This is a genomic window from Sphingomonas sp. 1185, from assembly GCF_040544655.1.
Classification (GTDB): Bacteria; Pseudomonadota; Alphaproteobacteria; order Sphingomonadales; family Sphingomonadaceae; genus Sphingomonas.
Genome location: NZ_JBEPKL010000006.1, coordinates 82,231 through 105,294, shown reverse-complemented (window position 1 = coordinate 105,294; position 23,064 = coordinate 82,231). Strand labels below are relative to the sequence as shown.

The window sequence follows — 23,064 nt, the reverse complement described above, 5'->3', positions numbered from 1 at the left end:
GATTAAGGACAACCGCCTGTTGCGGATTTAAAGCCACCCATGCTTGCCAAATTATTGAATCTGCGCAAACGCGCGCCCGAGTTCGTGCCCTTCATGCAGCCTGGCCTTCGGGTCTATGCGATCGGTGACATTCACGGTCGGCTCGACCTGCTCGACACGCTGCTGGCACGGATCGAGGCCGATGACGCGGCGCGCGGTCCGGCCGAGCGGCATATCATCTTTCTCGGCGACCTGATCGACCGTGGCCCCCATTCCGCCGGGGTGCTGGAGCGGGTGCGCGGACTGTGCGCGGCGGACCACCGGGTGCATTGCCTGATGGGCAATCACGAGGAGATCCTGATTCGCGCGCTCCAGGGCGAGGACAAGGCGCTCCGGCTGTTCTGCCGCGTCGGCGGGCGGGAGACCATGCTGAGCTATGGTGTGACGGCCGAGGACTATGAACGGCTCGACTATGCCGAGGTCGCCGAGCGGTTGAAGGCCGTCATTCCCGCGACGCATCGCGAGTTCCTGAGCGATCTGAAAGAGATCATGGTGCTGGGCGATTATGCCTTCGTCCATGCGGGCGTCCGGCCGGGTATCGCCATCGCCGACCAGAAGCTGGCCGAGACCCGCTGGATCCGCGATCCCTTTCTCGACCATCGCGGGGTGCTGGAGAAGGTCGTGGTGCATGGCCATACGGTCGCGGACGAGGTGGAAATCCTGCCGCATCGCATCGGCATAGACACCGGCGCCTATCAAACCGATCGCCTGTCGGCGCTGATGCTGGAAGACGGCATCCAGGAGATTTTCACCACTTGAGGTCGGTTTACCGAGGCGAAAGGTTTGCCGAGGCATTCCGTTTGTCGGCAAAGCACAGTATAGCCGCCAAGCGGTGAAGCAATGTTGCAATGCCGCATCAGTGTGGGAGCATAACTGTCCCGCACTCGTTGGTGGGGTTGCCATGGTACGGCTGCCGTGTCATGACCCCACTGACATTTATCAAGGGAGTTTAACATGCGTCTTGGGAAGTTTCTCGTCGCCGCCGCCGCTGTTTCGATGACCGTTGCTCCGGCGATGGCTGCGAACCCGGCTGCCAGCCTCTCGGTTTCGAAGTCGGTTCGCGCTTCGGCTCCGGCTGCCAAGAAGAACGGCCTGGCCGGTGGTGGCGTTCTCGTTGCGGTTCTGGCGGCTGCTGCCGTCGTCGCCGGCATCGTGGTTGTCGCCGACTCGTCGGACAGCAACTAAGCTGCTTCAGCCTCACGGCTGAAAGGAATAGCGGCCTTCGGGCCGCTATTTTTTTGCCTGATGTCCGAGGCTCGCCGGGCTATGGCGCTTGGAATGCCCGGGGGGTGTCGCGCAGCGATCCAGCTAAATCGCACTTCCTTTTGGGCTGAAACCGCCAGACCGGCCTAGGGCCGATCGACATTCAGCGATGCCTTACCCTTCCCTCGTCCCTCGCAGAGGGGAGAAGGTTGCGCAGACTTGGCCTTTGCAAGAGCAAAGGCTTAGTCGGAGCTGGGTGAGGGGTGGGCGCTCGCGAAGCGAGCGCGCGAGCCTTTCGGCTCGCTCAACCCCTCACCCAAGCTGCGCTAGCCAGCAGGCTGGCAAGCTTCGCTAACCCTCTCCCCTGTCCAGGGGAGAGGGGAAAAGACACAATATGAATGTCGATCCGGCCTAGATCCATAGCTGGGGATTTAGCGCAAGACAGGCACCGCCCTGGCCTTCGACTTCGCTCGGGTCGACCGGCGAAAGTAGAGTTATGCTGATCCGCTTCCTCCCTGGAAAGTCGCAAGGAGGCAGCGTCGAACGGCTACAATAGACTGCCATCCCCACGAAAATCGCCGGAGCCCATAGGACCCCGGCGACCATTTTCGATCGGCAGGAGGGTCGCTCGTGCGACCGCCCCGTCAGCGCGGCGAGCGGGTGCCTGGGACGCCGCCGGGCATCGCCCCGGGCGCACCGCCCATCATCGACTGCTGGGCCTGCATCTGGCGCAGGACCGATTCGGGGATGAAGTCGATCAGATCGACATCGAACACCAGCGTCGAATTCGCCGGGATCGCACCGTTCGCGCGGTCGCCATAGCCCAGCTTGGCGGGCAGCCAGAAGCGATACTTCGCGCCCTTGGGCATCAGCTTGAGCGCCTCGGCAAAGCCCGGCAGGACACCCGAAAGCGGCATCGGGGCCGGCTGCTGCGACTTGTCGAAGACGGTGCCGTCGATCAGACGACCGGTATAGTTGATCAGCGCCACGTCGCTGGCGGTCGGATGCGCACCGCCATTGCCGGGCACCAGCACCTTGTACTGCAGGCCCGAAGCGGTCGTCTCGACACCCGGCCCACGCGCCTCGCGCAGGAGCGCGGCATCGCCCTGGCGCGCCAGCAAGGCCGCCACCACGATCGCGGCAGCCACCGCGACCCATATCCAGACCAGATAGGCACGCCGGACGGGACGAAGGGGAACAGCGGTTACGGACATGCCTGTTTCTCGCTCTGTGCGTTGGCGTTCGTGGTACGCATCAAGGATGCGGCGCGCGAAGCGCGAATCGATTCGTCCAGGCGAATCGATGGCCGGTGGGACCGTTCCCCACCCCAGGCCGCTCGGAGCGACGGGGCGGGGACGATCCGCCGGAAATTACCGGGCGCCGTCGCGCTCGGCGCGCTTGCGCTCCAGCTTGCGCGCACGACGAACCGCCGCCGCACGCTCACGAGCGCGCTTTTCCGACGGCTTCTCGTAGTGGCGACGGAGCTTCATCTCGCGATACACGCCTTCCCGCTGCAGCTTCTTCTTGAGCGCGCGGAGGGCCTGATCCACATTGTTGTCGCGAACGATGATCTGCATAAAAACGAATTGCTCCGGCAAAACAGGATAAAGCGGCCACAGAACAACTGTAGCCGCATCGTTGGGCGCTCCTAGCAGGGGAGTCTGCCCAATACAACCCGTCGGTGCGGATTTCGCCCCGTCCGCCAAGGCGACATGAACCATAATGTCATGTGCCAGCCATGCCGACGTGATGTCGCCACCGCTATCACGCCGTTCGTCCGGTTTCATCCCCGTGTACCGGACACCCCTGTATGACATGTCGGCTCATTCCCCCGAGTGACCGGCATCATGACGCGGCGCCTCCCCTGTCGCTGCGTTTGCCCCGGTCCGAACTCCCGTCGGACCGGGGCCCCCTTTCGGGGGACAGGCGACATGGCTAAGGCAGGCCGCATGACCGCGCCCGACATTTCCAATCCGCTGATCCTCTACAACAGCCTGACCCGCGCGCCCGAGACGTTCCGGCCGATCGATCCGGCCAATGTCCGCGTCTATTCCTGCGGGCCGACCGTCTATAACTATGCGCATATCGGCAATCTGCGCGCCTATGTCTTCACCGACACCCTGGCGCGCGTGCTGCGATGGAAGGGTTGGCCGCTGACCCATATCATCAACATCACCGATGTCGGCCACCTGACCTCCGATGCCGATGCGGGCGACGACAAGATGGAGGCCGCCGCGAAGAAGAGTGGCCAGGACATCTGGGCGATCGCCGCGCATTACACCCGGACCTTCAAGCAGAATCTGAAGGATCTGGGCATCGCCGAGCCGACCCGCTTTCCGCTGGCGACCGATCACGTGCCCCAGATGATCGCCTTCGCCAAGGCGATCGAGGCCAAGCATTGCTATCGCCTGCCCGACGGGCTGTATTTCGACGTGACGACGGTGCCTGATTATGGCCGCCTCGCCCGCCATCAGGACGATGAGGGCGAAAGCCGGATCGATCCCGTCGCGGGCAAGCGCCATCCGGCGGACTTCGCGATCTGGCGCGCCTCGGCGCCCGGCGAAAATCGCCAGATGGAATGGGACAGCCCCTGGGGCCGCGGCGCGCCGGGCTGGCATCTGGAATGCTCGGTGATGAGCAAGCAATATCTGGGTGCGCAGTTCGACATCCATACCGGCGGCATCGACCACCGCGAAATCCACCATCCCAACGAGATCGCGCAGAATCAGGCGCACAGCTGCACCGCTGACAGTGGCGCCAATATCTGGATGCACAACAACTTCCTGGTCGACCGCACCGGCAAGATGTCCAAGTCCTCGGGCGAGTTCCTGACGCTCCAGGCGCTGGTCGATCGCGGCTTCCACTCCCTCGCCTATCGGCTGATGTGCCTTCAGGCGCAGTATCGTTCGGAAATGGAGTTTGGCTGGGACGGCCTCGCCGCCGCGCAGGTGCGATTGAAGCGGTTGGTCCAGACGGTCGAGGGGCTGCGCATGCGGGCCGATGCCCCCGCCAAGGGCGATGCGGCGGCCTATCGCGAGCGGCTGGACGCCGCGCTGTCGGACGATCTCGCGACGCCGCGCGCGCTGCCCGTGCTCGACGAGATGCTGGCCGACAAGAAGCTCTCGCCCGGCGTCCGGCTGGCTGCGCTCGCCGATTTCGACGCAACGCTGGGGCTGCAACTCGCGACGCTGACCCGCGCCGACCTGCGCACCCGGCCCAAGGCGGCCACGCTGGACGAGGCGGGGATCGAGGCACAGCTGGCCGAGCGGCGCGCGGCGCGGGCGGAGAAGGACTTTGCCCGGTCGGATGCGATCCGCGACACGCTGCTCGCCGCCGGGGTCGAGGTGATGGACGGCGACCCGCTGGGCTGGGACTGGAAGCCGGTGTTACCGGCCGCCTGATCCCCGGCGCCAGCCGCCATATCCGCCGCGCGGCGACCGCAGGCGCAGGCCGATGAACAGCACGGTGGGCCAGAACATCGTATTGGCGATGTCGCCCAGCGTGTCGGCCCAGCGCCACGACCCGTAATGCAGCCGGTCGAGGACCTCGTTGCCCGCCTCGGCCAGCGCGACGCAGAGCAGCGGGATCGGGGTCGCCAGCGACTTGCGGGTCAGGATGCGGGCGAGGAACAGCACCGCCATGCCCGAATGCACGTGCAGCAGGCTGTCGGCCATGCCGGTTCCGTCGCCGACCCATTGGATGAAGGCGGCATAGCGTGCGGGAATATCCATGGCGGCCGCTTGCCCGGCCCGGACAGGGGTGACAAGCCCCCTTCCTCCGAATGCGAAAGGCCCGCCACCCCGACGACCGGGATGGCGGGCCTTTTATCGACCGCTCAACGGGATAGGACGCCGATCAGAAGCTGCTCCAATCGTCATCGTCCTGCCTGACCGCCAGATTGCCCTGAGAGGGCACCGGCGCGGCCATGCGGCGCGGCGCGGGCGATACCGCCGCCGGCCGCCGGATCGCGACGACGGGTGCTGCGGGCTGGGGCAAGCCGCCCTCGATCCGGAAGCGGCCGATCTGCTCCTCCAGCGCCTGGGTCTCGGCGGACAGCGCCCGGACGGCGGCCGTCACCTCCTCGACCATGGCGGCATTGGCCTGGGTCACGCCGTCCATGTCGTTGATCGCCAGATTGACCTGCTGGATGCTGGTCGCCTGCTCGGACGCTCCGCCCGCGATCGATTCGACCAGTCCGGCGATGTCCTGCATCCCGGTCGCGATCAGGCGCAGCGAATCGTCGGTCTTGTTGGCCAGTTCCACGCCGCTGCGCACCCGGTCGACCGTGGTGGTGATCCGCGCGCTGATGTCGCGCGCCGCCTCCGCCGAGCGTTCGGCCAGCGCACGCACTTCGGAGGCGACCACCGCAAAGCCCTTGCCCGCGTCACCCGCGCGCGCCGCCTCGACGCCCGCATTCAGCGCGAGCAAATTGGTCTGGAAGGCCAGGCCGTCGATCACCGCGATGATCTCGGCGATCTCGCTCGACGAACGCTCGATATCGCCGATCGCCGACACGGTGCGGCGGACGATCTCCTCGCTGTTGCCGACGTCGCTGCTTGCCTTGCGGACGATCGTCTGCGCCGATTGCGCCTTGGCCGCGGCGGCGGTGACCGACTGGGCGATCTCGTTCATCGCGGCGGAGGTCTCCTCGATGCTGGCCGCCTGCTGCTCGGCGCGGCGGGCCAGATCGTCGGCGGCCTGGTTCATCTCCACCGTGCCGCTGCTGATCCCGGCCGCATTGACCCGCACCGCGCCCAGCGAGCCCGACAGCCGCGACACCGCCATGTTGAAGTCGCGCTCGATGGCGGCATAGGAAGGCGGGAAGCCGCTCAGCTTGACCGTCAGGTCCGAACCGGCGAGCTGCTCCAGCGCCTCGCCGATCTGGCTTACCATCTGGTTCTGCTCGGCATCGGCCTGCGCCTTGGCGACGGCGGTGTCGCGGAAGACGACGACGGCGCGCGACATGCTGCCCAGTTCGTCGCCGCGTTCGGCATCGGGAATCGCGATGTCGTTCCGCCCCCGCGCCAGCGCATCCATCACCCCGGTCAGCCGGACGATCGGCCGACCCAGCGCCCGCGACAACAAAATGGCCATCGCGACGGCGACACTGATCATGATGAGACCACCGATGATGAGGCTCCATTGCGCCGTCCACAGCACGATCTTGCGCTCGTTGCGGACCGCCCCCATCACCTCGACCATCCGGGCGCGCAGATCACGCAAGGGTTGCAGGATCACCGTGACCCGCGACCGCTCGCTATTGGCGCGGAGCCAGGCCTGCGCGCCCTCGCGGTCGGTCCGGCTGCGCGCGATCAGCGGGTCGCCGATGTCGCGGCGCCATTCCTCCATCCTGGCATGCGACGCCGCTACCTCGGCGCGCGCCCTGGGATCCTCGACCAGCGCCCTGTCCAGCTCCGCCGCCGCCTGCCTCTCGGCGGCCCGTGCCGTATAATATTGCGTCAGATAGGCCTCGTCCCCGGTGATCAGGAAGCCGCGCATCTGGCTGTTCTCGCGCTGGACGCCGCCCTCCATGTCCAGCGTGGTGGTATAGGTGGTCTGCGCATGGACGCTTTTTTTCGTCGTCCCCTCGATCCGTGACAATGCCCACCACAAGGTCCCCATCATCGCCAGCACCGACAGGACGACGATGGCGAAGGACAGACCGATTTTCTTCGGTATGGGCATGGAAGAGAGCATGACGAATCCTGGCAGGTCGAAAGCCCCTTCGCTTCCGATTGCCGCCGACTCCTAAGCGGTGACTCCAAATAGTTGGTTAAACCGTTACACAGGGAATGGGTTTTGCGACGGGCCGTTTATTGCAGCGCCGCCCCCGCCCGGTCGATCAGCGCGGGGCGATAGGGGATCGGCGCCCCAGCCGGGATCGCGGCGATCTCCGCCGCCACCGCATCGGCACGCGCCGAGGACGAGGGATGGGTCCGACTGCGGAACAGGCCGCCATCGACCTCGCCGCCATGCTCGCGCCAGAAGCGCACCGCATCCTGCGGGTCATAGCCCGCATTGCGCATCAGGTGCGCGCCCAGCAGATCGGCCTCGGTCTCGGTCTGACGGAACAGCCGCCCGTTGCGTCCGAACTCCGACAGCAACCCGCGCTTGACGCCCGCCGCGTCCAGCCGCTCGCGATGGTGCAGGATGTTGTGCGAGAATTCATGCGCGACGACGACCGCGATCATCCGGTCGTCGAACCGCTCGAAGAAGCGCGATCCGATCTGGACGATGTCCCCGTCCGCCGAGGCGGTCAGGTCGGGTCCGATCCTCATCTCGAACCGCGACCGGCACCCCGGCTGCGCGGCCACCGTCACGTCGCGCCGCTCACCATGGCGCAGGATGGTCAGGCGCAGCGGACGACCGGCGGGCTCGGCGGCGATCCGCCGCTGGGCGGCGTCGCGCGTGGCGCTGTTGGCCTGCGTCGCACCGGCCGGATCGACCGCCAGGGGCTGACCATCGACCGCCAGGATGGTGTCGTCGGGGGCGATCCCCGCCTTGTCCGCCGCGCTGCCCGGCACCACCGCCTCGACCGCGACCGGCCCCTCGAACCCGAAGGTCGCCGGGAGTTCCTTGCGCAGCGCGGGCTCATATTGGTCGATCGCATGGATGACGAGGCCGGGGGTCGGCGCCGTATCCCGGCACAGCGTGACATTGGCCGTCGCCAGCCGCCACGCGATCGTCGCCAGCCGCAGGTCGGCCGCGCGCATCGCGTCGAACAGCGCCCGGTCGTCCGTCGCCTCCACCGCAACCGTGGACACGGCGTGGGCCGGCACGGGCGGCGCCACGGCCAGCGATAGAGCGGACAGCGCGACCATGGCGGCCGATGGGAAGAGCGAACGCGACATGGCCCCCCTGCTAATCGCTTCCCCACCGATCCGCAAAGCCCGCCGCCGCAACCGCCAACGGCTCGGCGCAAAGCCGTATCATGCGCAACAATCGGCGCGACTTGAGGGGCTCAAACGCCAACTTCATTGCGTATCCCCACGATTCGGCGCATGGCGGGCAAATCAACAAAGAAGACGAAAGAGCAGGATATCATGGCCGCGAAATGGGCCCCCCACAGCTGGACGAGCGCCGAAGCCCGCCAGCTTCCCAACTATCCCGACCGCAATGCGCTGGACGCCGCGACCCGTACGCTGGCGACCTATCCCCCGCTGGTCTTTGCGGGCGAGGCGCGCAGCCTGACCGCCGAACTGGCCGAGGTGGCGGCGGGCCGGGGTTTCCTGCTCCAGGGCGGCGACTGTGCCGAGAGCTTTGCCGAGCATAGCGCCAACAACATCCGCGACACCTTCCGCGTCATCCTCCAGATGGCGGTCGTCCTGACCTTCGCCTCCAAGCTGCCGGTGGTGAAGCTGGGCCGCATGGCGGGCCAGTTCGCCAAGCCGCGCTCGGCCGATACCGAGGTGATCGGCGGGGTCGAGCTGCCCAGCTATCGCGGCGACAATGTCAACGACATCGCCTTCACGTCTGAGGCGCGCGTGCCCGATCCGCAGCGGATGCTTCGCTCCTATGCCCAGTCGGCGGCGACGCTGAACCTGCTGCGCGCGTTCGCGCAGGGCGGCTATGCCAATCTGCACCAGGTGCATCGCTGGACCCATGACTTCATGGGCCGCAGCCCCTGGGCACAGAAATATGCCGAGACCGCCGACCGCATCGGCGAGGCGCTGGACTTCATGGCGGCCTGCGGCATCGACCCCGCCTCGGTCCCCCAGCTGGCGCAGACCAGCTTCTACACCAGCCACGAGGCGCTGCTGCTCCCCTATGAGCAGGCGCTGACCCGGCAGGATTCGCTGACCGGCGACTGGTACGACACCTCGGCCCACTTCCTGTGGATCGGCGACCGCACCCGCTTCGAGGGCTCGGCGCATGTCGAGTTCCTGCGCGGCATCGACAACCCGATCGGCGTGAAATGCGGCCCGAGCCTCGAGCCCGAGGCGCTGCTGCGCATGCTCGACACGCTGAACCCCGGCCGCGTGCCGGGCCGGATGACGCTGATCACCCGCTATGGCCATGACAAGATCGAGGCGCATCTGCCCAGGCTGGTCCGTGCCGTCACGCGCGAGGGACATCCGGTCGTCTGGTCGTGCGACCCGATGCACGGCAACACGGTCAAGGCGGCGACCGGCTACAAGACCCGCCCCTTCGACCGAATCCTGGCCGAGGTGCGCGGCTTCTTCGCCGTCCACCGTGCCGAGGGGACGCATGCCGGCGGCATCCATGCCGAGATGACCGGGCAGAACGTCACCGAATGCACCGGCGGCGCGATCGACGTCACCGAACAGTCGCTGGCCGACCGCTATCACACGCATTGCGACCCGCGCCTGAATGCGGGCCAGAGCCTGGAGCTGGCCTTCCTGCTAGCCGAGATGCTCAACGAGGAAATGGCTGAACGCCGCAAGGCCGCCGCCTGATCCGGATTTCGGGGCGGGGAAGCCGCAAGGCTCCCCGCCCCGATCTTATCCACAGTTTCCGTACACCGTCTGCTTGACGCCCCGCCCCACCCCCGCTAATTGCGCCCCTCCACCGCAAACGGCCCCTTCGTCTAGCGGTCTAGGACGTCGCCCTCTCACGGCGAAAACACGGGTTCGAGTCCCGTAGGGGTCACCAGCCTTTTCAGAGGTTGGATAGCGCTTGTTGTGGTTCAGCCATGTGCTGATAGGCGAAGAGCCACACCCTTCCGACCAGCGACCTTTTCACAAGTCGATCGCTCCCGACCAGATACGGCACCCCGCCTCAATCCGTGCCCGTGCAGGCCAGCATGGCGAAGCTCGCCAGCCAGTGTTCGCCCATATAGTCGCCTGCGACCTCGTCGATCGCCGCAGCGAGGTGGTCGGCGGCGGCGGCTTGCAGGGCGTTGCGCAGCCTTGCCTCCGGTGTCGCCGCCAGCGCCTGCATCGCCCAGGCGCGGCTGAGGTTCAGGCCGTCGAGATGCGCGATCCGGCCGTCGCTGCGATCGCTGACGCGCGCCGGGGTGGCCAACGTATCGGGAAGCCCCGGCAGGAACGCCGCGAACCAGTCGGCAAAGGCGTCGGCAGGCGACAGGCGCTGCATCGCCATGGCCTCCATCAGCGTCGGGGACAGGAAATCCTCGCCGCTCGGCTCCCAGACCTGGGCCTGGCGATCCGCGCCGAACCAGTGGCGCGCACGCTCGATCATCGCGCCGCGCATCGCCTGGTCGTTGGCGACCCGCGCATAGCGATCGGCGAGCACCAGCGCGAAGGCGGTGTTGGCATGCGTCCCCGCGCGCACCGGATAGGTCATCAGCGGCAAATGCGCGCGCCATCGTGCGGCAAAGGCCTCCGCCAGCGGCCGCAGCGTGTCCGCATGGCCCAGTTCCGCGACCATCAACTCGCTCTGGAGCATCAACAGCCACGCCCAGCCATAGGGCCGCTCGAACCCGCGCGCGCTCGGCCGGTCGAGATAGGCGCACTCCGCCGCGACCTTTTCGGGGGTGAAGGCCGCGTCGAACAGCGCGTCGATGGCGGCGACCTCGGCCAGATCGGGGAACAGCCGCCGTATCCGGGCGAGCAGCCAATAGCCATGGACGCAGCTATGCCAGTCGAAGCTGCCGAAGAAGATCGGATGAACCGCGCGCGGGCGATACGGGTCGTCCTCGCCGGTCATCACATGATCGGCCTTGTGCGGATATTCGCGGGCGACATGGCCGAGCGCGATCCGCGCGAATGTCGCGGCACGAATGGGGGTCATCGCAATCCTCCAGGAAAGGCGCAGAGCGTCAGCACCGCGATATTGAACGCCAGCAGCATCAGCGCGGTCGGCCACTGGACGCGGATCACCCCGAACCGGTCCCGCAGTTCAAGGACCGCGGCGGGCACCAGGTTGAAGTTCGCCGCCATCGGCGTCATCAGCGTCCCGCAAAAGCCCGACAACATGCCCAGCGCCGCAACCACCGCCGGATCGCCGCCGAAATGGCGGATCAGCAGCGGCAGGCCGATGCCCGCCGTCATGATCGGAAAGGCGGCAAAGGCATTGCCCAGCACCATCGTGAACAGCGCCATCCCGACGCAATAGGCGATCGTCCCGGCCAGCGGCGTGTCGAGCGCGACGACGTTCACGACGCCGCTCGCAACAACCTTGCCCACGCCCGCCATCGCGAACACGCCGCCCAGCGCCGCCAGCATCTGGGGCAAGACCATCGCCCAGCCGATCGAGTCGACCAGCCGCCGCGCCTCGGCGACCGGCGCGGTGCGCGGCGGCCGGGTGAGACGAACGGCCAGCAGGAGGGCGACGATCGACCCGGCCACCAGCGCGACCAGGGTCACCTGCTTCGGGTCGATCAGCGCCATTCCCGCGATCCGGCCCTTGCCGACCGATAGCGTCCCCGCCAGCGTGACGGCGGGCAGCATCAGCGCGGGCACGAACAGCCGGCCGCCCAGTCGCGCGGCGGAGGCGGCGCGCTGCTCCGCGTCGCTGCTGGCGACGGCCGAGGGACGCAGCCCCCAGGTCGCGAGGCCCACCATCACGAGGACGAGACACCCGGCGAGCAGATCGGGCAGCCACGGCCCCACCCCGAGCAGCACCGCGAAGAGTCCCCAGAACCCGGCGTTGCGCCAGCGCGTCGGCGCTTCCCGGTCGCAGGCATGATGCGCCGCCACCGCCGCGGGCAGCGTCGCCGCCGCCATCCCGATCGCGTCGAGCCCGATCATGCCCGCCGCCGCAATCGCCGGTCGAGCAGCAACAGGCGCGCGCCATGGATCAGGAACGCCGCGATGGCGGTCGGGATCGCCCAGAGCGCGACGTCCAGCGGTGCGACCGCCACGCCGTCCTGTTCGAGGATCGCGCGGATCAGCAGGATCGATCCGATCGCGATGAACACATCCTCGCCGAAGAACACGCCGATATTGTCGACGGCGGCGGCATGCGCGCGGATCCGGTCGCGCGTGTCGGGGTCGAGCGGCTGGCGCTCGTCGCGCTCCTCCGCCCCCTCCGCCATGGGGGCGACGATCGGGCGGACCATCTGGACATGCCCGCCCAACGACACCAGCCCCAGCGCCGCCGTGATCTGACGCAATGCGAGGTAACCGAGCAGCACCCGCCCGGTCGTCGCCCGGCGCAGCCCCCGCACGATGTCGCGCGCCTTTTCGCGCAGCCCCGCGCGCTCCAGAAGGCCGATCATCGGCAGCGCCAGGAACGGGACCGCCAGGAACCGCGCATCGACAAAGGCCCGCCCGATCATCGCGATCACCGCGACCGGCCCGAACCCCGCCGCCGCCGCACTGGCCAGCGCGGCGACGGTCACCACCAGCAAGGGGTTCACGCCCAGCGCGAAGCCGATGATGATGATCGCGATTCCCGACAGGACGAGCATGGCGGCCTCTCGCTAAAGCGTCGCGGCGGCGCGTGCCGCCTGGTTATACTGGCCCGACAGCGAGCGCAGCAGGTCCGCCGCCTCCGACAGCGCCTGGCCGTCCGGACCGTCGGCGACGACGGCGCTGGCCAGCACCCGTTCGCGGATGTCGCGATAGTGCAGGCAGAAATCGCGGCCCGCCTCGGTCGCCGCGATCCGCTTTTCCTTGCCGGACCGATCGGTGGCGACGAGCCCGGCGCGTTCCAGCTTGCGGATCGCATAGGTGATGAGATGCGTGTCCTCGACATCCAGCACCAGAGCGATGTCGGCGATCCGCTTGGCACGATCGCGGTGGCGGACGGTGTGCAGGATCAGCACCTCCAGCGGCGCCAGCGCCAGTCCCGCCGCCGCCGCGCAGCGCACGATCCAGCGTTGATAGGCGGCGGCGGCCAGCGTCAGGCTGAACTCCAGCTCGGACAGCGCCGGGGCCGCGCCATCGGCCAGATGCGCCGAAGATACGATCGCCCGCTTGTCGTTGGTCATGCCGCCTCCTGCACGTTCAGGGTTGCGGCGTTTCTATGGGCTGTCAATCCATCGCCGATAGTTTATCGACGATTCGTCGACAATTTCTCATGGAGGTGGCGCGATGGCAGGCTGGTCGTTCTGGATCGATCGTGGCGGCACCTTTACCGACGTGGTCGCCCGCGCACCCGACGGGACGCTGAACACCGCCAAGCTGTTGAGCGAGGCGCCCGAACGTTATGCCGATGCGGCCATCGCGGGCATCCGCACGATCCTGGGGCTGGCGGACGACGCGCCCCTGCCCGCCGATCGCATCGCCGAGGTCAAGATGGGGACGACCGTCGCGACCAATGCGCTGCTGGAACGCAAAGGTGCGCGGACGCTGCTGGTGGTCGACCGGGGCTTTGCCAATCTGCTCGTCATCGGCGACCAGACCCGCCCGCGCCTGTTCGACCTCGCCATTCGCCGCCCCGCCCCGCTTCATGACGGGGTGATCGAGATTGGCGGCCGGATCGATGCCGACGGCATGGTGGTCCTGCCGCTGGACGAGGCGGCGTGCGCCGCGCAGCTGGCGGCGAAACGCGCGGAGGGTTTCGAGGCGGTCGCGATCGCGCTCACCCATGGCTGGGCGCATGGCGACACCGAAGCGCGCGTCGCCGCGCTGGCGCGCGCGGCGGGCTTCACCCAGATTTCGGCCAGCCATGTCGTCAGCCCGATGATCGGCCTGGTCGCGCGCGGACGGACGGCGGTGGTCGATGCCTATCTGTCGCCGGTGCTGCGCCGCTATGTCGATCGGGTCGCGGGTGCGCTGGGGCCGATCCCGCTCCATTTCATGCAGTCGAGCGGCGGGCTGGCTGATGCGCGCGCCTTTCAGGGCAAGGACGCGATCCTGTCGGGCCCGGCCGGGGGCGTCGTCGCCGCCGCGCGCACCGCGCAGGCGGCGGGGATCGACCGGGTGATCGGCTTCGACATGGGGGGCACCTCCACCGACGTCGCGCTCTATGCCGGGCGGTTCGAGCGGGTGCTCGACGCCGAGGTCGCGGGCGTCGAGATGCGCGTGCCGATGATGGCGATCGACACGGTCGCGGCGGGCGGCGGATCGATCCTGCATTATGACGGATCGCGGTTCCGCGTCGGCCCGGACAGCGCGGGCGCCCATCCCGGCCCCGCCTGCTATCGGCGCGGCGGCCCGCTGACCGTGACCGACGCCAATGTGCTGGTCGGCAAGATCCAGCCCGCGCATTTCCCGGCGGTCTTCGGCCCGAACGGCGACCAGCCGCTCGACATGGAGGCACCCCGGCGCGCCTTTGCCGAGGTGGCGGCGGAGATGGGCATGGCCGATCCCCGCGCCGTGGCGGAAGGGTTCCTGGAGGTGGCCGTCGCGCATATGGCGGCGGCCATCAAGCGTGTCGCGCTGGAGCGCGGCGAGGACGTCACCGGCTTCGCGCTGCAATGTTTCGGCGGGGCCGGTGGGCAACATGCCTGCCGCGTCGCCGAGGTGCTGGGGATGCGCACGGTCCTGATCCATCCGCTCGCGGGCGTGCTGTCGGCCTATGGCATGGGGCTGGCCGACCGGGTGGCGATCCGTCAGCGATCGGTCGAGCAGCCGCTGGGCGCGCCGCTGGACGCCATCATGGCGGCGCTCGGCGACGAAGCGGCGGCGGAGGTCGGCGCCGGGGCACGCCGCGTCGCCACCGTTCACCTGCGCTATGCGGGGACCGACACCGCGCTGCCCGTCGACTGGGCCGGGGACGACGCCATGCACACCGCGTTCGAGGCGGCGCACCGCGCGCGCTTCGGCTTCGTCAGCCCGAACGCCGAACTGGTCGTCGAAAGCGTGATGGTCGAGGCGATCCTGCCCGGCGAGCCGGTGACACCCCCGCCGCTCCCGGCGCGAGAAGGTCCGCTGCCGCCGCCGCTTTCGCATGTGTCGGTCTGGACGAACGGCGAGGAGCATCCGACCCCCGTCCATGACCGCGCCGCGCTGAGACCCGGCGATCGCATCGCCGGCCCCGCGCTGATCCGCGAGGCGATCGCGACGACGATGGTCGAGCCGGGCTGGACGCTGCGCGTCGGCGATGGCGGCGAGTTGCTGCTCGCGCATGACGCATCGGGCATGCGCAGCGCCCCCGACCCGCGCCTGGTCGATCCGGTGCAGCTCGAACTGTTCAACACCCGCTTCATGGGCATCGCCGAGCGGATGGGCGTGGTCCTGCGCAACACCTCGCGCAGCGTGAACATGAAGGAGCGGCTCGACTTCTCCTGCGCGCTCTTCGACGGCGAGGGGCGACTGGTCGCCAACGCGCCGCACGTCCCCGTCCATCTGGGCGCGATGGGCGAAAGCGTCCGCGCCGTCATCGCCAGCCGGTCGGCCACGCTCAAGCCCGGCGATGTCGTCGCGCTCAACAATCCGTTCAACGGCGGCACCCACCTGCCCGACGTGACGGTGATCGCCCCTGTCTTCGACGAGGCGGGCGAGCATATCCGCTTCTTCGTCGCCAATCGCGGCCATCATGCCGATATCGGCGGGCTGACCCCCGGATCGACCCCGCCCCTGTCGCGCACGCTGGAGGAAGAGGGCGTGGTGATCGACGACTTCCTGCTGGTCGATGGCGGCACGCTGCGCGAGGCGGCGTTTCGCGACCTGCTGGCCGGGGCGCGTTATCCGGCGCGCAGCCCGGACACCAATGTCGCCGACATCAAGGCGCAGCTGGCCGCCAACGCGACCGGCATCGCCGAACTGAACGCGCTGATCGCGGCCAGCGGCTGGCCGATGGTGCATGCCTATATGGGGCATGTCATGGACCAGGCGGAGGAAAGCATCCGCCGTGTCCTGTCGCGGCTGGAGGACGGGACCTTCGCCTATGCGATGGACGACGGCACGCCGCTGGCGGTGCGGGTCACGGTCGACCGCGCGGCGCGGGCGGCGACGATCGACTTCACCGGAACCGGCCCTGCCCGCCCCGGCAATTTCAACGCGCCCCCGGCGGTCACCCGCGCGGTCGTGCTCTATGCCTTTCGCTGCCTGATCGGCGAGGACCTGCCGCTGAACGAGGGATGCCTGGCACCGCTGACCATCATCATCCCGGCGGGCAGCTTCCTGTCGCCCCCGCCCGGCAGCGCGGTGGTGGCGGGCAATACCGAGGTGAGCCAGGCCGTCTGCAACGCCCTGCTCGGCGCGCTGGGGGCCTGTGCCGCGTCGCAGGGGACGATGAACAACTTCCTGTTCGGCAACGACCGCTATCAATATTACGAGACGATCTGCGGCGGAACCGGTGCCGGGCCGGGTTTTGACGGCGCATCGGCGGTGCACAGCCATATGACGAACACGCGGATCACCGATCCCGAGATACTGGAACTCCGCTATCCCGTCCGGCTCGACCGGTTTGACATCCGCCAGGGGTCGGGGGGCAGCGGTCGCCATCGCGGCGGCGACGGGGCCATTCGCGAGATCACCGCGCTGGAACCGATGACCGCCACCATCGTCGCCTCGCGCCGGACCGTCGCGCCTTTCGGCCTGGCGGGTGGCGGTGCCGGAGCCGTGGGACGACAATGGCTGGTCCAGGCGGGCGGCACCCGGCACGCCCTGCCCGGCGTCGATCAGGTCGAGCTTCAGGCGGGGGACCGGATCGTCATCGAGACGCCCGGCGGGGGCGGCGCGGGCCTCTGATCGCTGGCGCCCGCCGCCGTTTCAGGGTTGGAGGCGGATCATCGCCACGCCGTGCGGCGCGACCTCCGCCTCGTAGCGGCGGGACAGACGGCCCAGATCCTTATGCGTCCACAGGTCGCGCGCGCGCAGCCGGGTCGTGGCGGGCAGGCCCAGCTGCGTCCAGTCCGCGCCGATCCGCGCGGGGGTCTCGCCCCGGTTCCAGAACAGCAGGGCGCGGCCGCCATCGGCCATGGGCTTGACCCAGACCTCGCGCTGGCCGTCGCGCGCCGCCCGGTGGCCTTGCGCGCCCAGCGGGTCCTGATCGACCGCGATGACGTCACGGTTGAGCAGGATGTCGCGGGTCGCGGGCGTCATGCCCGCCACGTCGTTGCCCGCGATCAGCGGCGCCGCCATCATCGCCCAGAGCGAGAAATGCGCGCGATATTCGGTGTCGCTCAATCCGCCATTGCCGACTTCCAGCATGTCGGGATCGTTCCAATGGCCGGGCCCGGCAAAGGGCCAGAGCGGCTCGTTCATGTCGACGATCGACGCGACACCCCAGCTATAGCCGTGCTTGCCTTCCCATTTGTCGGTGATGTCGCCGGTGGTGCGCCACATATTGCCGATCTTCGCACCCCATAGCCAGGGCCGCGAATGGCCCCATTCGCATAGCGAGAACAGGATCGGCCGCCCCGTCGCGCGCAGCGCATCGGCCATGGTCGCATAGGCTTCCTCGGCATTGCGCACGCCCGTCGAGCACCAGTCATATTTCAGATAGTCGACGCCCCAGCGCGCATATTGCAGCGCGTCCTGATATTCATGCCCCTGGCTGCCCGGACGCCCGCCACAGGTCTTGGTGCCCGCATCCGAATAGATGCCGAACTTCAGCCCCTTGGCATGGATATAGTCGCCCAGCGCCTTCAGCCCGCCGGGAAAGCGCTGGCGATCCTCGGTGATGAAGCCATTGGCGTCGCGCGCGCCGTGCCAGCAATCGTCGATGACGATATATTCATATCCCGCCGCCTTCATCCCATTGGAGGCCATCGCATCCGCCGTCCGGCGGATCACGTCTTCGTTCACGTTGCAGGCGAACTTGTTCCAGCTGTTCCAGCCCATGGGCGGGGTCTGGGCGAGGCCGTTGGCGGTGCGCTTGGGGTCCTGGGACGGGGCGAGCGTGTTGGGGTCGGTGTCCAGCACCTCCTGCGCCGTGGCGGGAACGGCCATCTGGAGCAGCAGCGCGGCGGCGGCGAGCGGGCGGGCGAAACGGCGGAGCATGGCGGCCTCTCCTTGCGCTTATCGGGTCTTGGGGAGCCGGGCGACGGCCGCGGCATGGTCCGCGACGATGCGGACCGTCGTGTCGCCGGTGAAGATGCCGTACCAGCCCTGCGGCTCGTGCGGCGGGTCGCCCATATATTGGCCGTCGCCGTCGCGGAACCGATAGTCGGGATGCTGCGCGCGCGCCTCGCCGTTCCAGGCCCAGAAATTGGTCCCCGCAATCGGCCCGCCCGCCGCCATGTCGCGCAGCGCGGCGGCATAGATCAGGCGATAGAAGCGGTCCTTATAGGTCGTCGCCACCTTCGGATCGTTGCTGCCGCCATCGCGCGGATAGCCGAACTCCTCGATGATCAGCGGCTTGTCCAGCTGGCGGGCATAGCCGACATGGCGGGCGATATAGTCCTGGGTCAGCGTCTCGCCGCGCTTATAGGTGTTCGCCAGATCAGCCTGCTTCACCCAGTCCCAGTTGTTGGGCCAGATATGCGCGGTCAGGTAATCGATCGCGTCGATGCCATGTTCGGCCAGCAGGATGTCGGGCTTTTCCAGCGTGCCCTTCAGCCCTTCCGATCCGGTGCAAACCAGATGGTTGGGATCGAGCGACTTGATCAGCGTCGCGCTGTCGCGGACCCAGCCATGGAATTGGTCGAGATCGGCATGCGCCAGATCGCCCGCCGGGCGCGGCTCGTTGGACAGCTGCCACGCCATGATCGTCGGGTCGGCCGCATAGGGCTTTGCGGTGACGCTGTTGGTGCGCGACACGATGGTGCGGATCCAGTCGCGGTACATGTCCTTGGCGCGCGCATTGCCATAGAATTGCGCGTTGAAATTGGCGAAGGCGGGCCAGGGATGCGCCGGGTCGTTCGCATTCAGGAACTTGCCGCCGTTCACATAGGACAGATAGGTCATCATGCCCCCCGACCATTCCCAGAAATTGGTCAGGTACAGGACCGCGCGCATGTTGCGCTTCGCCATCTCGGCCAGCGCATAGTCGAGCCCGGCGAGCAAGGTCCGGTTGGTCGTGGTGGCGGTGCGAAAGCCCGGCTTGATCGAGTCGCGCAAGGGGCCTTCTTCGGCCGAGGCGAGGATGCGGACATTGGTCACGCCCATCGCGGCCAGCGCGTCCAGCTCACGCCGCAGCCGGGCGCGGTCGCCATAAGGGGCATCGGCCCCCAGATAGGCGGCGTACCACATATTGGCCCCGACGAAGCGATAGACCGCATCGCCGATCATCAGGCGGGTGCCCTTGCGACGGACGAACAGCTCCCGCTTCGCGCCAGCCGCATCGGCACCAGCCGCCACGCCCGCGCATCCCGCCAGCAAGGCCGCCGCCCCCAGAAAGCCGCGACGATCGATATCCATGGTCATGCCCGCATCCTCCCCCTCATATCGTTTCCCGACGCGGCTTTGCCGTCGTCATGGTGCAGGTCGATCGACCTGATCCCATTGGCATAACGAAGAATAATGCAAATTGCTTGCGGTATTTTGAGTAGTCGGCCCCTACCCGCCACCCCGGCGAAGGCCGGGGTCCAGTCGCGGGGCGATGGCAACAACCTACCAGCGCCTGCCCAACTGGATCCCGGCCTGCGCCGGGATGGTCAGGTGTTTTCGCAGCGCCTCCCTTACGGGAGAGGATTGGCGATCAGCGCATCCCGCAGCTGACCGGGCCCGGCGGCGCGCTGGCGATGCGGATCGACGAGATGTCGAGGCCCAGCTTGCCGGTCGTCGCGAGCGTCCAGGGCTTCGTCACCGAGGCCATGGTCACGCCGCCATCCGCGAAACAGCGCAGCGGCACCGCCAGCTGGCGCCATTCGCCCAGCGTCCCCTTCAGCGCGCCGGTGATCGGCACCGTTGCGGGCTTACCGCCCTCCATGCCCAGCAGGACCTCGGCGGTCGGGGCCTGGGTCACGCGGTAATCGACCAACAGGCTCAGCTGGCCGTTGGACTCGCGGGTGATGTCGATCGGCTTGGCTTCCTCGATCGCGGCGCTCGCCGGGCCGGTGCCCGCGAAGGTGAAGCGCAGGCTGTCCTCCTGCGCGGCGCGGTCGACGCGGCTCTGCTGCACCGCGCCCGCGACATCCAGCCGCGCGCCCGCGACCACCCGGCCGCGCACGAACAGCGCATTCTGGTCCCCCGCCGCCACCGCCGGACGCGCCTCGCTCAGCACCGGCACGGTCGCGCCCTGCGCATAGGTCAGGCCATAGCCGATCGGGAAGAGCGGGTCGTAATTGGCATCCCGCTTGTTCAGCACATATTGGTCGAGCCGCTTGGGCCACGAGAAACTGAGCTTGCCATGGAAGTCGTGGCGCGGCTTGCCGTCGCGCCCGGCGATCAGCACGTCCGCCACGCCGCCGCCCTCGGTGCCGGGCAGGAAGGCCGCGACGAATGCGTCCGCCGCGTTCATCTCCGGGTTCACCCAGAGCGGACGCCCCGACAGGAACACCGCGACGACCGGGACACCGGCGGCCTTCAGCTTCTTGAGCAACGCCAGGTCGCTCTTGTCCTCGGGGCTGTATTCCAGCGTCGGGCGGTCGCCGGTGAACTCGGCATAGGGGGTCTCGCCGAACACCACGATCGCGGCGTCGGGCTTGGCGCTATAAGAGCCATCGACCGCCAGCACCGCCTTGCCGCCGCCCGCGCGGACCGCCTCGTCGATGCCCGCCCAGATCGACTGGCCGTTGGGGAAGTTGGCGTTGGTGACGCCCGTGCCCTGCCAGGTGATCGACCAGCCGCCCGCCTGCTGCCCGATATTGTCGGCCCCGCGCCCCGCGACCAGGATATTGGCGCCGGGCTTGAGCGGCAACAGGCTACCATTGTTCTTCAGGAGGACCATCGACTCGCGCACCGCCTGGCGGGCGATGGCGCGGTGCTCGGGCGAACCGATCAGGTCGAACTTGCCCGAGACGGGCCGCGAGGACGGACGACCCGCCTCGAAGCTGCCCGCCAATAGCTTCACGCGCAGGATGCGGCGCACCGCATCGTCCAGCCGCGCGGCCGGGATCGTGCCGTCCTTCGCCTCGCGCAGCGTGTTGGCGTAAAGCTGCTTCCAGCCCGCGCCCGAATACATGAACATGTCGAGCCCGGCATTGATCGCCGCCGGGCAATCCTCGTTATTGCAGCCGGGCACCTGGCCATGGGCGTTCCAGTCGCCGATGGTGAAGCCGTCAAAGCCGAGCTTGTCCTTCAGCACGCCGGTCAGCAGGCTCTTGTTGCCGGTCATCTTGGTGCCGTTCCAGCTGGAGAAGCTGGGCATCACGGTCAGCGCGCCCGCGACCAGGCCGCTGCGATAGCCGGCCGCATGGACGTCGCGCAGCACCTCTTCGGACACGCGCGTATCGCCCTGGTCGCGACCGCCGGTGCCGCCATCGCCCAGGAAATGCTTGATCGACGAGATGACATGGCCCGGCTTCATGAAGTCGCCGCCGACGCTGCCCTGAATGCCCTCGACCATCTTTCCGGCATAGGATTCGACGATCGCCGGGTCCTCAGAATAGCTTTCATAGGTGCGGCCCCAGCGATCGTCCTGCACCACCGCCACGGTCGGCGCGAAGCTCCAGTCGATGCCGGTCGCCGCCGTCTCCGCCGCCGTCGCCGCGCCGATCTTGCGGATCAGCTCGGGGTCGCGCGCCGCGCCTAGCCCGATATTGTGCGGGAACAGCGTCGCACCGACGATATTGTTCGCGCCGTGCACCGCATCGGTGCCCCAGATCAGCGGCACCTGCGGACGACCGTCGCTGCGCTTCGCCGAGGCGTCGTAAAAGGCGTCGAACAGCTTCAGCCATTCGGGCGCGGGCGCGAATTCGTCATTATTGGGCGCCGAATTGCCGCCGTTCAGGATCGAGCCGAGCTTGTACGTCTCCAGGTCCTTGGGCGTGATCGAGGCGATGTCGACCTGGATCAGCTGGCCGACCTTGTCCTCGATGCTCATCTTGGACAGGATCTGTTCGACCCGCGCCTCGACCTTCGGGTCACGCTGTCGCTTCAAGGGCAGGCGGGGCCAGAGATCGGGATGCGCGACCGCCGAGGCCTCGGCGGGGCTGGCGGCCTGTTGCCCGGCTGTCTGGGCGGAAACGCCGCTGCTGAGCGCGGTTGCGGCCACCATCAGGGCCAGCGTGCGGGAAAACGGCATGGTACATCCTCTCCTGTCGATTTTCATGCGACGTTCCGGTTTCATGACAGCGCTGTCAACAAAACATATTTCAAATTTTCTTTTTACCGCTCTACGCTTCGCAATGGCTTCGTCGGACATGACCGAGGGCACGAAAAACAAAGGCGGCGCCGTGCCTTGCGACCGCCTGATGCTTGCTGGAGACGTTGATGCGCTACGCCCCTGCCCTTCTGCTGCTGCTCGGTGCCGGAGCCTCCGCCCAGCAGACGCCGCCCGCCGCCGCCAAGCCCGACGAGGGCGAGATCCGGCTCCACAATGATTTCGGCTGGCTGGGTCGCTACCAACAGGCCAATGCCCGCGTGACCGGGCCGGTGACGATCGTCTTCATGGGCGATTCCATCACGCAAGGCTGGTTCGACAAGATGCCGGGCTTCTTCACGCCGGGCCGGATCGGGCGCGGGATCGGCGGCCAGACGACGACGCAGATGCTGCTGCGCTTCCGCCAGGACGTGATCGACCTGAAGCCGAAGGTCGTCCAGATCATGGCGGGCACCAACGACATTGCGGGCAATACCGGCCCGATGACGCCCGAACAGACCGAAGCGAACATCATGTCGATGGCCGAGCTGGCGCGCGCGCACGGCATCCGCGTCATCCTGGCCTCGATCCCGCCCGCCGATCATTTCCCCTGGCGGCCCGGCCTCGACACCGCGTCGCGGATCGCGGTGCTCAACGACTGGATGAAGGGCTATGCGGCGCGCACGGGCGCGACCTATGCCGATTACTGGTCCGCGCTGCACGACGGCCAGGCCACGCGCGTCAGCCTGACCTATGACGGCGTCCATCCCAATGAGGCGGGCTATGCCGTGATGGCCCCGGTGGCCGAGGCCGCGATCCGCACCGCGCTGGCCAGGCCCGCGCCCCGGCCCATCGCCCGCTGATCGGCTCGGGAAAAAA

The 23,064-nt window shown here is 68.0% G+C and carries 18 protein-coding genes and 1 tRNA gene; 7 read left to right on the top strand and 12 right to left on the bottom strand.

The window, feature by feature from the left end; all coding sequences use genetic code 11:
• The first annotated feature begins 39 nt into the window (after positions 1–39).
• Positions 40–798 (top strand): metallophosphoesterase family protein, encoded by a 759-nt coding sequence (locus ABIC44_RS06845; RefSeq protein WP_309693787.1) that lies wholly within the window; start codon positions 40–42, stop codon positions 796–798.
• A gap of 195 nt (positions 799–993) precedes the next feature.
• On the top strand, positions 994–1,224 hold the full coding sequence (locus ABIC44_RS06840) for a hypothetical protein (RefSeq protein ID WP_307104054.1): 231 nt from the start codon (positions 994–996) through the stop codon (positions 1,222–1,224).
• 662 nt (positions 1,225–1,886) lie between these two features.
• Here the strand turns inward: ABIC44_RS06840 and ABIC44_RS06835 are convergent.
• Together ABIC44_RS06835 and rpsU are read right to left on the bottom strand one after the other, a co-directional pair.
• Positions 1,887–2,456: an FKBP-type peptidyl-prolyl cis-trans isomerase gene (locus ABIC44_RS06835; protein WP_354294459.1), complete on the bottom strand. Its 570-nt coding sequence runs from the start codon at positions 2,454–2,456 to the stop codon at positions 1,887–1,889.
• A 156-nt stretch (positions 2,457–2,612) separates the two neighbouring features.
• On the bottom strand, positions 2,613–2,819 hold the full coding sequence (gene rpsU / locus ABIC44_RS06830) for a 30S ribosomal protein S21 (protein ID WP_007404630.1): 207 nt from the start codon (positions 2,817–2,819) through the stop codon (positions 2,613–2,615).
• Positions 2,820–3,191: 372 nt separating this feature from the next.
• On the opposite strand from rpsU, the gene cysS reads away from it, so the two are divergent.
• Positions 3,192–4,643, top strand: a complete 1,452-nt coding sequence (cysS, locus tag ABIC44_RS06825; protein ID WP_354294457.1) for a cysteine--tRNA ligase — start codon at positions 3,192–3,194, stop codon at positions 4,641–4,643.
• On the opposite strand, the gene ABIC44_RS06820 is transcribed toward cysS, so the two are convergent.
• The 3 genes from ABIC44_RS06820 to ABIC44_RS06810 form a co-directional block, all read right to left on the bottom strand.
• Complete coding sequence (locus ABIC44_RS06820; protein WP_354294456.1) at positions 4,629–4,973, bottom strand: hypothetical protein; 345 nt, start codon at positions 4,971–4,973, stop codon at positions 4,629–4,631. The genes cysS and ABIC44_RS06820 overlap by 15 nt on opposite strands.
• A gap of 124 nt (positions 4,974–5,097) precedes the next feature.
• Entirely contained in the window at positions 5,098–6,939 is a 1,842-nt protein-coding gene (locus tag ABIC44_RS06815) for a methyl-accepting chemotaxis protein (RefSeq protein ID WP_354294454.1), read from the bottom strand.
• Between the two features lie 116 nt (positions 6,940–7,055).
• The gene (locus ABIC44_RS06810; RefSeq protein WP_354294453.1) at positions 7,056–8,093 is read right to left on the bottom strand and encodes a M48 family metalloprotease; all 1,038 of its coding nucleotides are present in this window, start codon (positions 8,091–8,093) and stop codon (positions 7,056–7,058) included.
• Positions 8,094–8,285: 192 nt separating this feature from the next.
• Here ABIC44_RS06810 and ABIC44_RS06805 point away from each other — a divergent pair, with 192 nt between their 5' ends.
• Both ABIC44_RS06805 and ABIC44_RS06800 read left to right on the top strand, forming a co-directional pair.
• Positions 8,286–9,659, top strand: a complete 1,374-nt coding sequence (locus tag ABIC44_RS06805; protein ID WP_354294451.1) for a class II 3-deoxy-7-phosphoheptulonate synthase — start codon at positions 8,286–8,288, stop codon at positions 9,657–9,659.
• 120 nt (positions 9,660–9,779) lie between these two features.
• Positions 9,780–9,855, top strand: a tRNA-Glu gene (locus ABIC44_RS06800).
• Positions 9,856–9,981: 126 nt separating this feature from the next.
• On the opposite strand, the gene ABIC44_RS06795 is transcribed toward ABIC44_RS06800, so the two are convergent.
• Genes ABIC44_RS06795 through ABIC44_RS06780 form a run of 4 tightly spaced genes read right to left on the bottom strand, consistent with a single transcriptional unit; the run spans position 9,982 to position 13,099 of the window.
• Complete coding sequence (locus ABIC44_RS06795) at positions 9,982–10,956, bottom strand: DUF2891 domain-containing protein (protein ID WP_354294450.1); 975 nt, start codon at positions 10,954–10,956, stop codon at positions 9,982–9,984.
• Positions 10,953–11,915, bottom strand: a complete 963-nt coding sequence (locus ABIC44_RS06790; protein ID WP_354294449.1) for a DUF979 domain-containing protein — start codon at positions 11,913–11,915, stop codon at positions 10,953–10,955. The genes ABIC44_RS06795 and ABIC44_RS06790 overlap by 4 nt, the downstream gene beginning before the upstream one ends.
• Positions 11,912–12,577: a DUF969 domain-containing protein gene (locus tag ABIC44_RS06785; protein ID WP_354294447.1), complete on the bottom strand. Its 666-nt coding sequence runs from the start codon at positions 12,575–12,577 to the stop codon at positions 11,912–11,914. Before ABIC44_RS06785 ends, ABIC44_RS06790 begins: the two co-directional genes overlap by 4 nt.
• 12 nt (positions 12,578–12,589) lie before the next feature.
• Complete coding sequence (locus ABIC44_RS06780) at positions 12,590–13,099, bottom strand: winged helix DNA-binding protein (RefSeq protein WP_307104032.1); 510 nt, start codon at positions 13,097–13,099, stop codon at positions 12,590–12,592.
• Positions 13,100–13,202: 103 nt separating this feature from the next.
• Between ABIC44_RS06780 and ABIC44_RS06775 the strand changes: the two genes are divergently transcribed.
• The gene (locus ABIC44_RS06775; RefSeq protein ID WP_354294446.1) at positions 13,203–16,748 is read left to right on the top strand and encodes a hydantoinase B/oxoprolinase family protein; all 3,546 of its coding nucleotides are present in this window, start codon (positions 13,203–13,205) and stop codon (positions 16,746–16,748) included.
• A gap of 21 nt (positions 16,749–16,769) precedes the next feature.
• On the opposite strand, the gene ABIC44_RS06770 is transcribed toward ABIC44_RS06775, so the two are convergent.
• From ABIC44_RS06770 to ABIC44_RS06760, 3 genes are all read right to left on the bottom strand, one after another.
• Complete coding sequence (locus ABIC44_RS06770) at positions 16,770–18,002, bottom strand: glycoside hydrolase family 27 protein (protein ID WP_354294444.1); 1,233 nt, start codon at positions 18,000–18,002, stop codon at positions 16,770–16,772.
• Between the two features lie 18 nt (positions 18,003–18,020).
• The gene (locus tag ABIC44_RS06765) at positions 18,021–19,367 is read right to left on the bottom strand and encodes a glycoside hydrolase 5 family protein (RefSeq protein WP_354294443.1); all 1,347 of its coding nucleotides are present in this window, start codon (positions 19,365–19,367) and stop codon (positions 18,021–18,023) included.
• Positions 19,368–19,641: 274 nt separating this feature from the next.
• Positions 19,642–22,128, bottom strand: a complete 2,487-nt coding sequence (locus ABIC44_RS06760) for a glycoside hydrolase family 3 protein (protein WP_354294441.1) — start codon at positions 22,126–22,128, stop codon at positions 19,642–19,644.
• Between the two features lie 188 nt (positions 22,129–22,316).
• Here ABIC44_RS06760 and ABIC44_RS06755 point away from each other — a divergent pair, with 188 nt between their 5' ends.
• Positions 22,317–23,048 carry a GDSL-type esterase/lipase family protein gene (locus ABIC44_RS06755; RefSeq protein WP_354294439.1) on the top strand — a complete coding sequence of 244 codons (732 nt, stop codon included), beginning with the start codon at positions 22,317–22,319 and terminating at the stop codon, positions 23,046–23,048.
• The last annotated feature ends 16 nt before the right edge of the window (positions 23,049–23,064 follow it).

Bases quoted from the DNA above. Each gene is read 5' to 3' on its own strand.
- cysS (WP_354294457.1), top strand. From the start codon at position 3,192: ATGACCGCGCCCGACATTTCCAATCCGCTGATCCTCTACAACAGCCTG.
- ABIC44_RS06810 (WP_354294453.1), bottom strand. From the start codon at position 8,093: ATGTCGCGTTCGCTCTTCCCATCGGCCGCCATGGTCGCGCTGTCCGCT.
- ABIC44_RS06785 (WP_354294447.1), bottom strand. From the start codon at position 12,577: ATGCTCGTCCTGTCGGGAATCGCGATCATCATCATCGGCTTCGCGCTG.
- ABIC44_RS06815 (WP_354294454.1), bottom strand. From the start codon at position 6,939: ATGCTCTCTTCCATGCCCATACCGAAGAAAATCGGTCTGTCCTTCGCC.
- ABIC44_RS06840 (WP_307104054.1), top strand. From the start codon at position 994: ATGCGTCTTGGGAAGTTTCTCGTCGCCGCCGCCGCTGTTTCGATGACC.
- ABIC44_RS06820 (WP_354294456.1), bottom strand. From the start codon at position 4,973: ATGGATATTCCCGCACGCTATGCCGCCTTCATCCAATGGGTCGGCGAC.
- ABIC44_RS06755 (WP_354294439.1), top strand. From the start codon at position 22,317: ATGCGCTACGCCCCTGCCCTTCTGCTGCTGCTCGGTGCCGGAGCCTCC.
- ABIC44_RS06805 (WP_354294451.1), top strand. From the start codon at position 8,286: ATGGCCGCGAAATGGGCCCCCCACAGCTGGACGAGCGCCGAAGCCCGC.
- rpsU (WP_007404630.1), bottom strand. From the start codon at position 2,819: ATGCAGATCATCGTTCGCGACAACAATGTGGATCAGGCCCTCCGCGCG.
- ABIC44_RS06795 (WP_354294450.1), bottom strand. From the start codon at position 10,956: ATGACCCCCATTCGTGCCGCGACATTCGCGCGGATCGCGCTCGGCCAT.
- ABIC44_RS06765 (WP_354294443.1), bottom strand. From the start codon at position 19,367: ATGACCATGGATATCGATCGTCGCGGCTTTCTGGGGGCGGCGGCCTTG.
- ABIC44_RS06760 (WP_354294441.1), bottom strand. From the start codon at position 22,128: ATGCCGTTTTCCCGCACGCTGGCCCTGATGGTGGCCGCAACCGCGCTC.
- ABIC44_RS06780 (WP_307104032.1), bottom strand. From the start codon at position 13,099: ATGACCAACGACAAGCGGGCGATCGTATCTTCGGCGCATCTGGCCGAT.
- ABIC44_RS06770 (WP_354294444.1), bottom strand. From the start codon at position 18,002: ATGCTCCGCCGTTTCGCCCGCCCGCTCGCCGCCGCCGCGCTGCTGCTC.
- ABIC44_RS06775 (WP_354294446.1), top strand. From the start codon at position 13,203: ATGGCAGGCTGGTCGTTCTGGATCGATCGTGGCGGCACCTTTACCGAC.
- ABIC44_RS06790 (WP_354294449.1), bottom strand. From the start codon at position 11,915: ATGATCGGGCTCGACGCGATCGGGATGGCGGCGGCGACGCTGCCCGCG.
- ABIC44_RS06845 (WP_309693787.1), top strand. From the start codon at position 40: ATGCTTGCCAAATTATTGAATCTGCGCAAACGCGCGCCCGAGTTCGTG.
- ABIC44_RS06835 (WP_354294459.1), bottom strand. From the start codon at position 2,456: ATGTCCGTAACCGCTGTTCCCCTTCGTCCCGTCCGGCGTGCCTATCTG.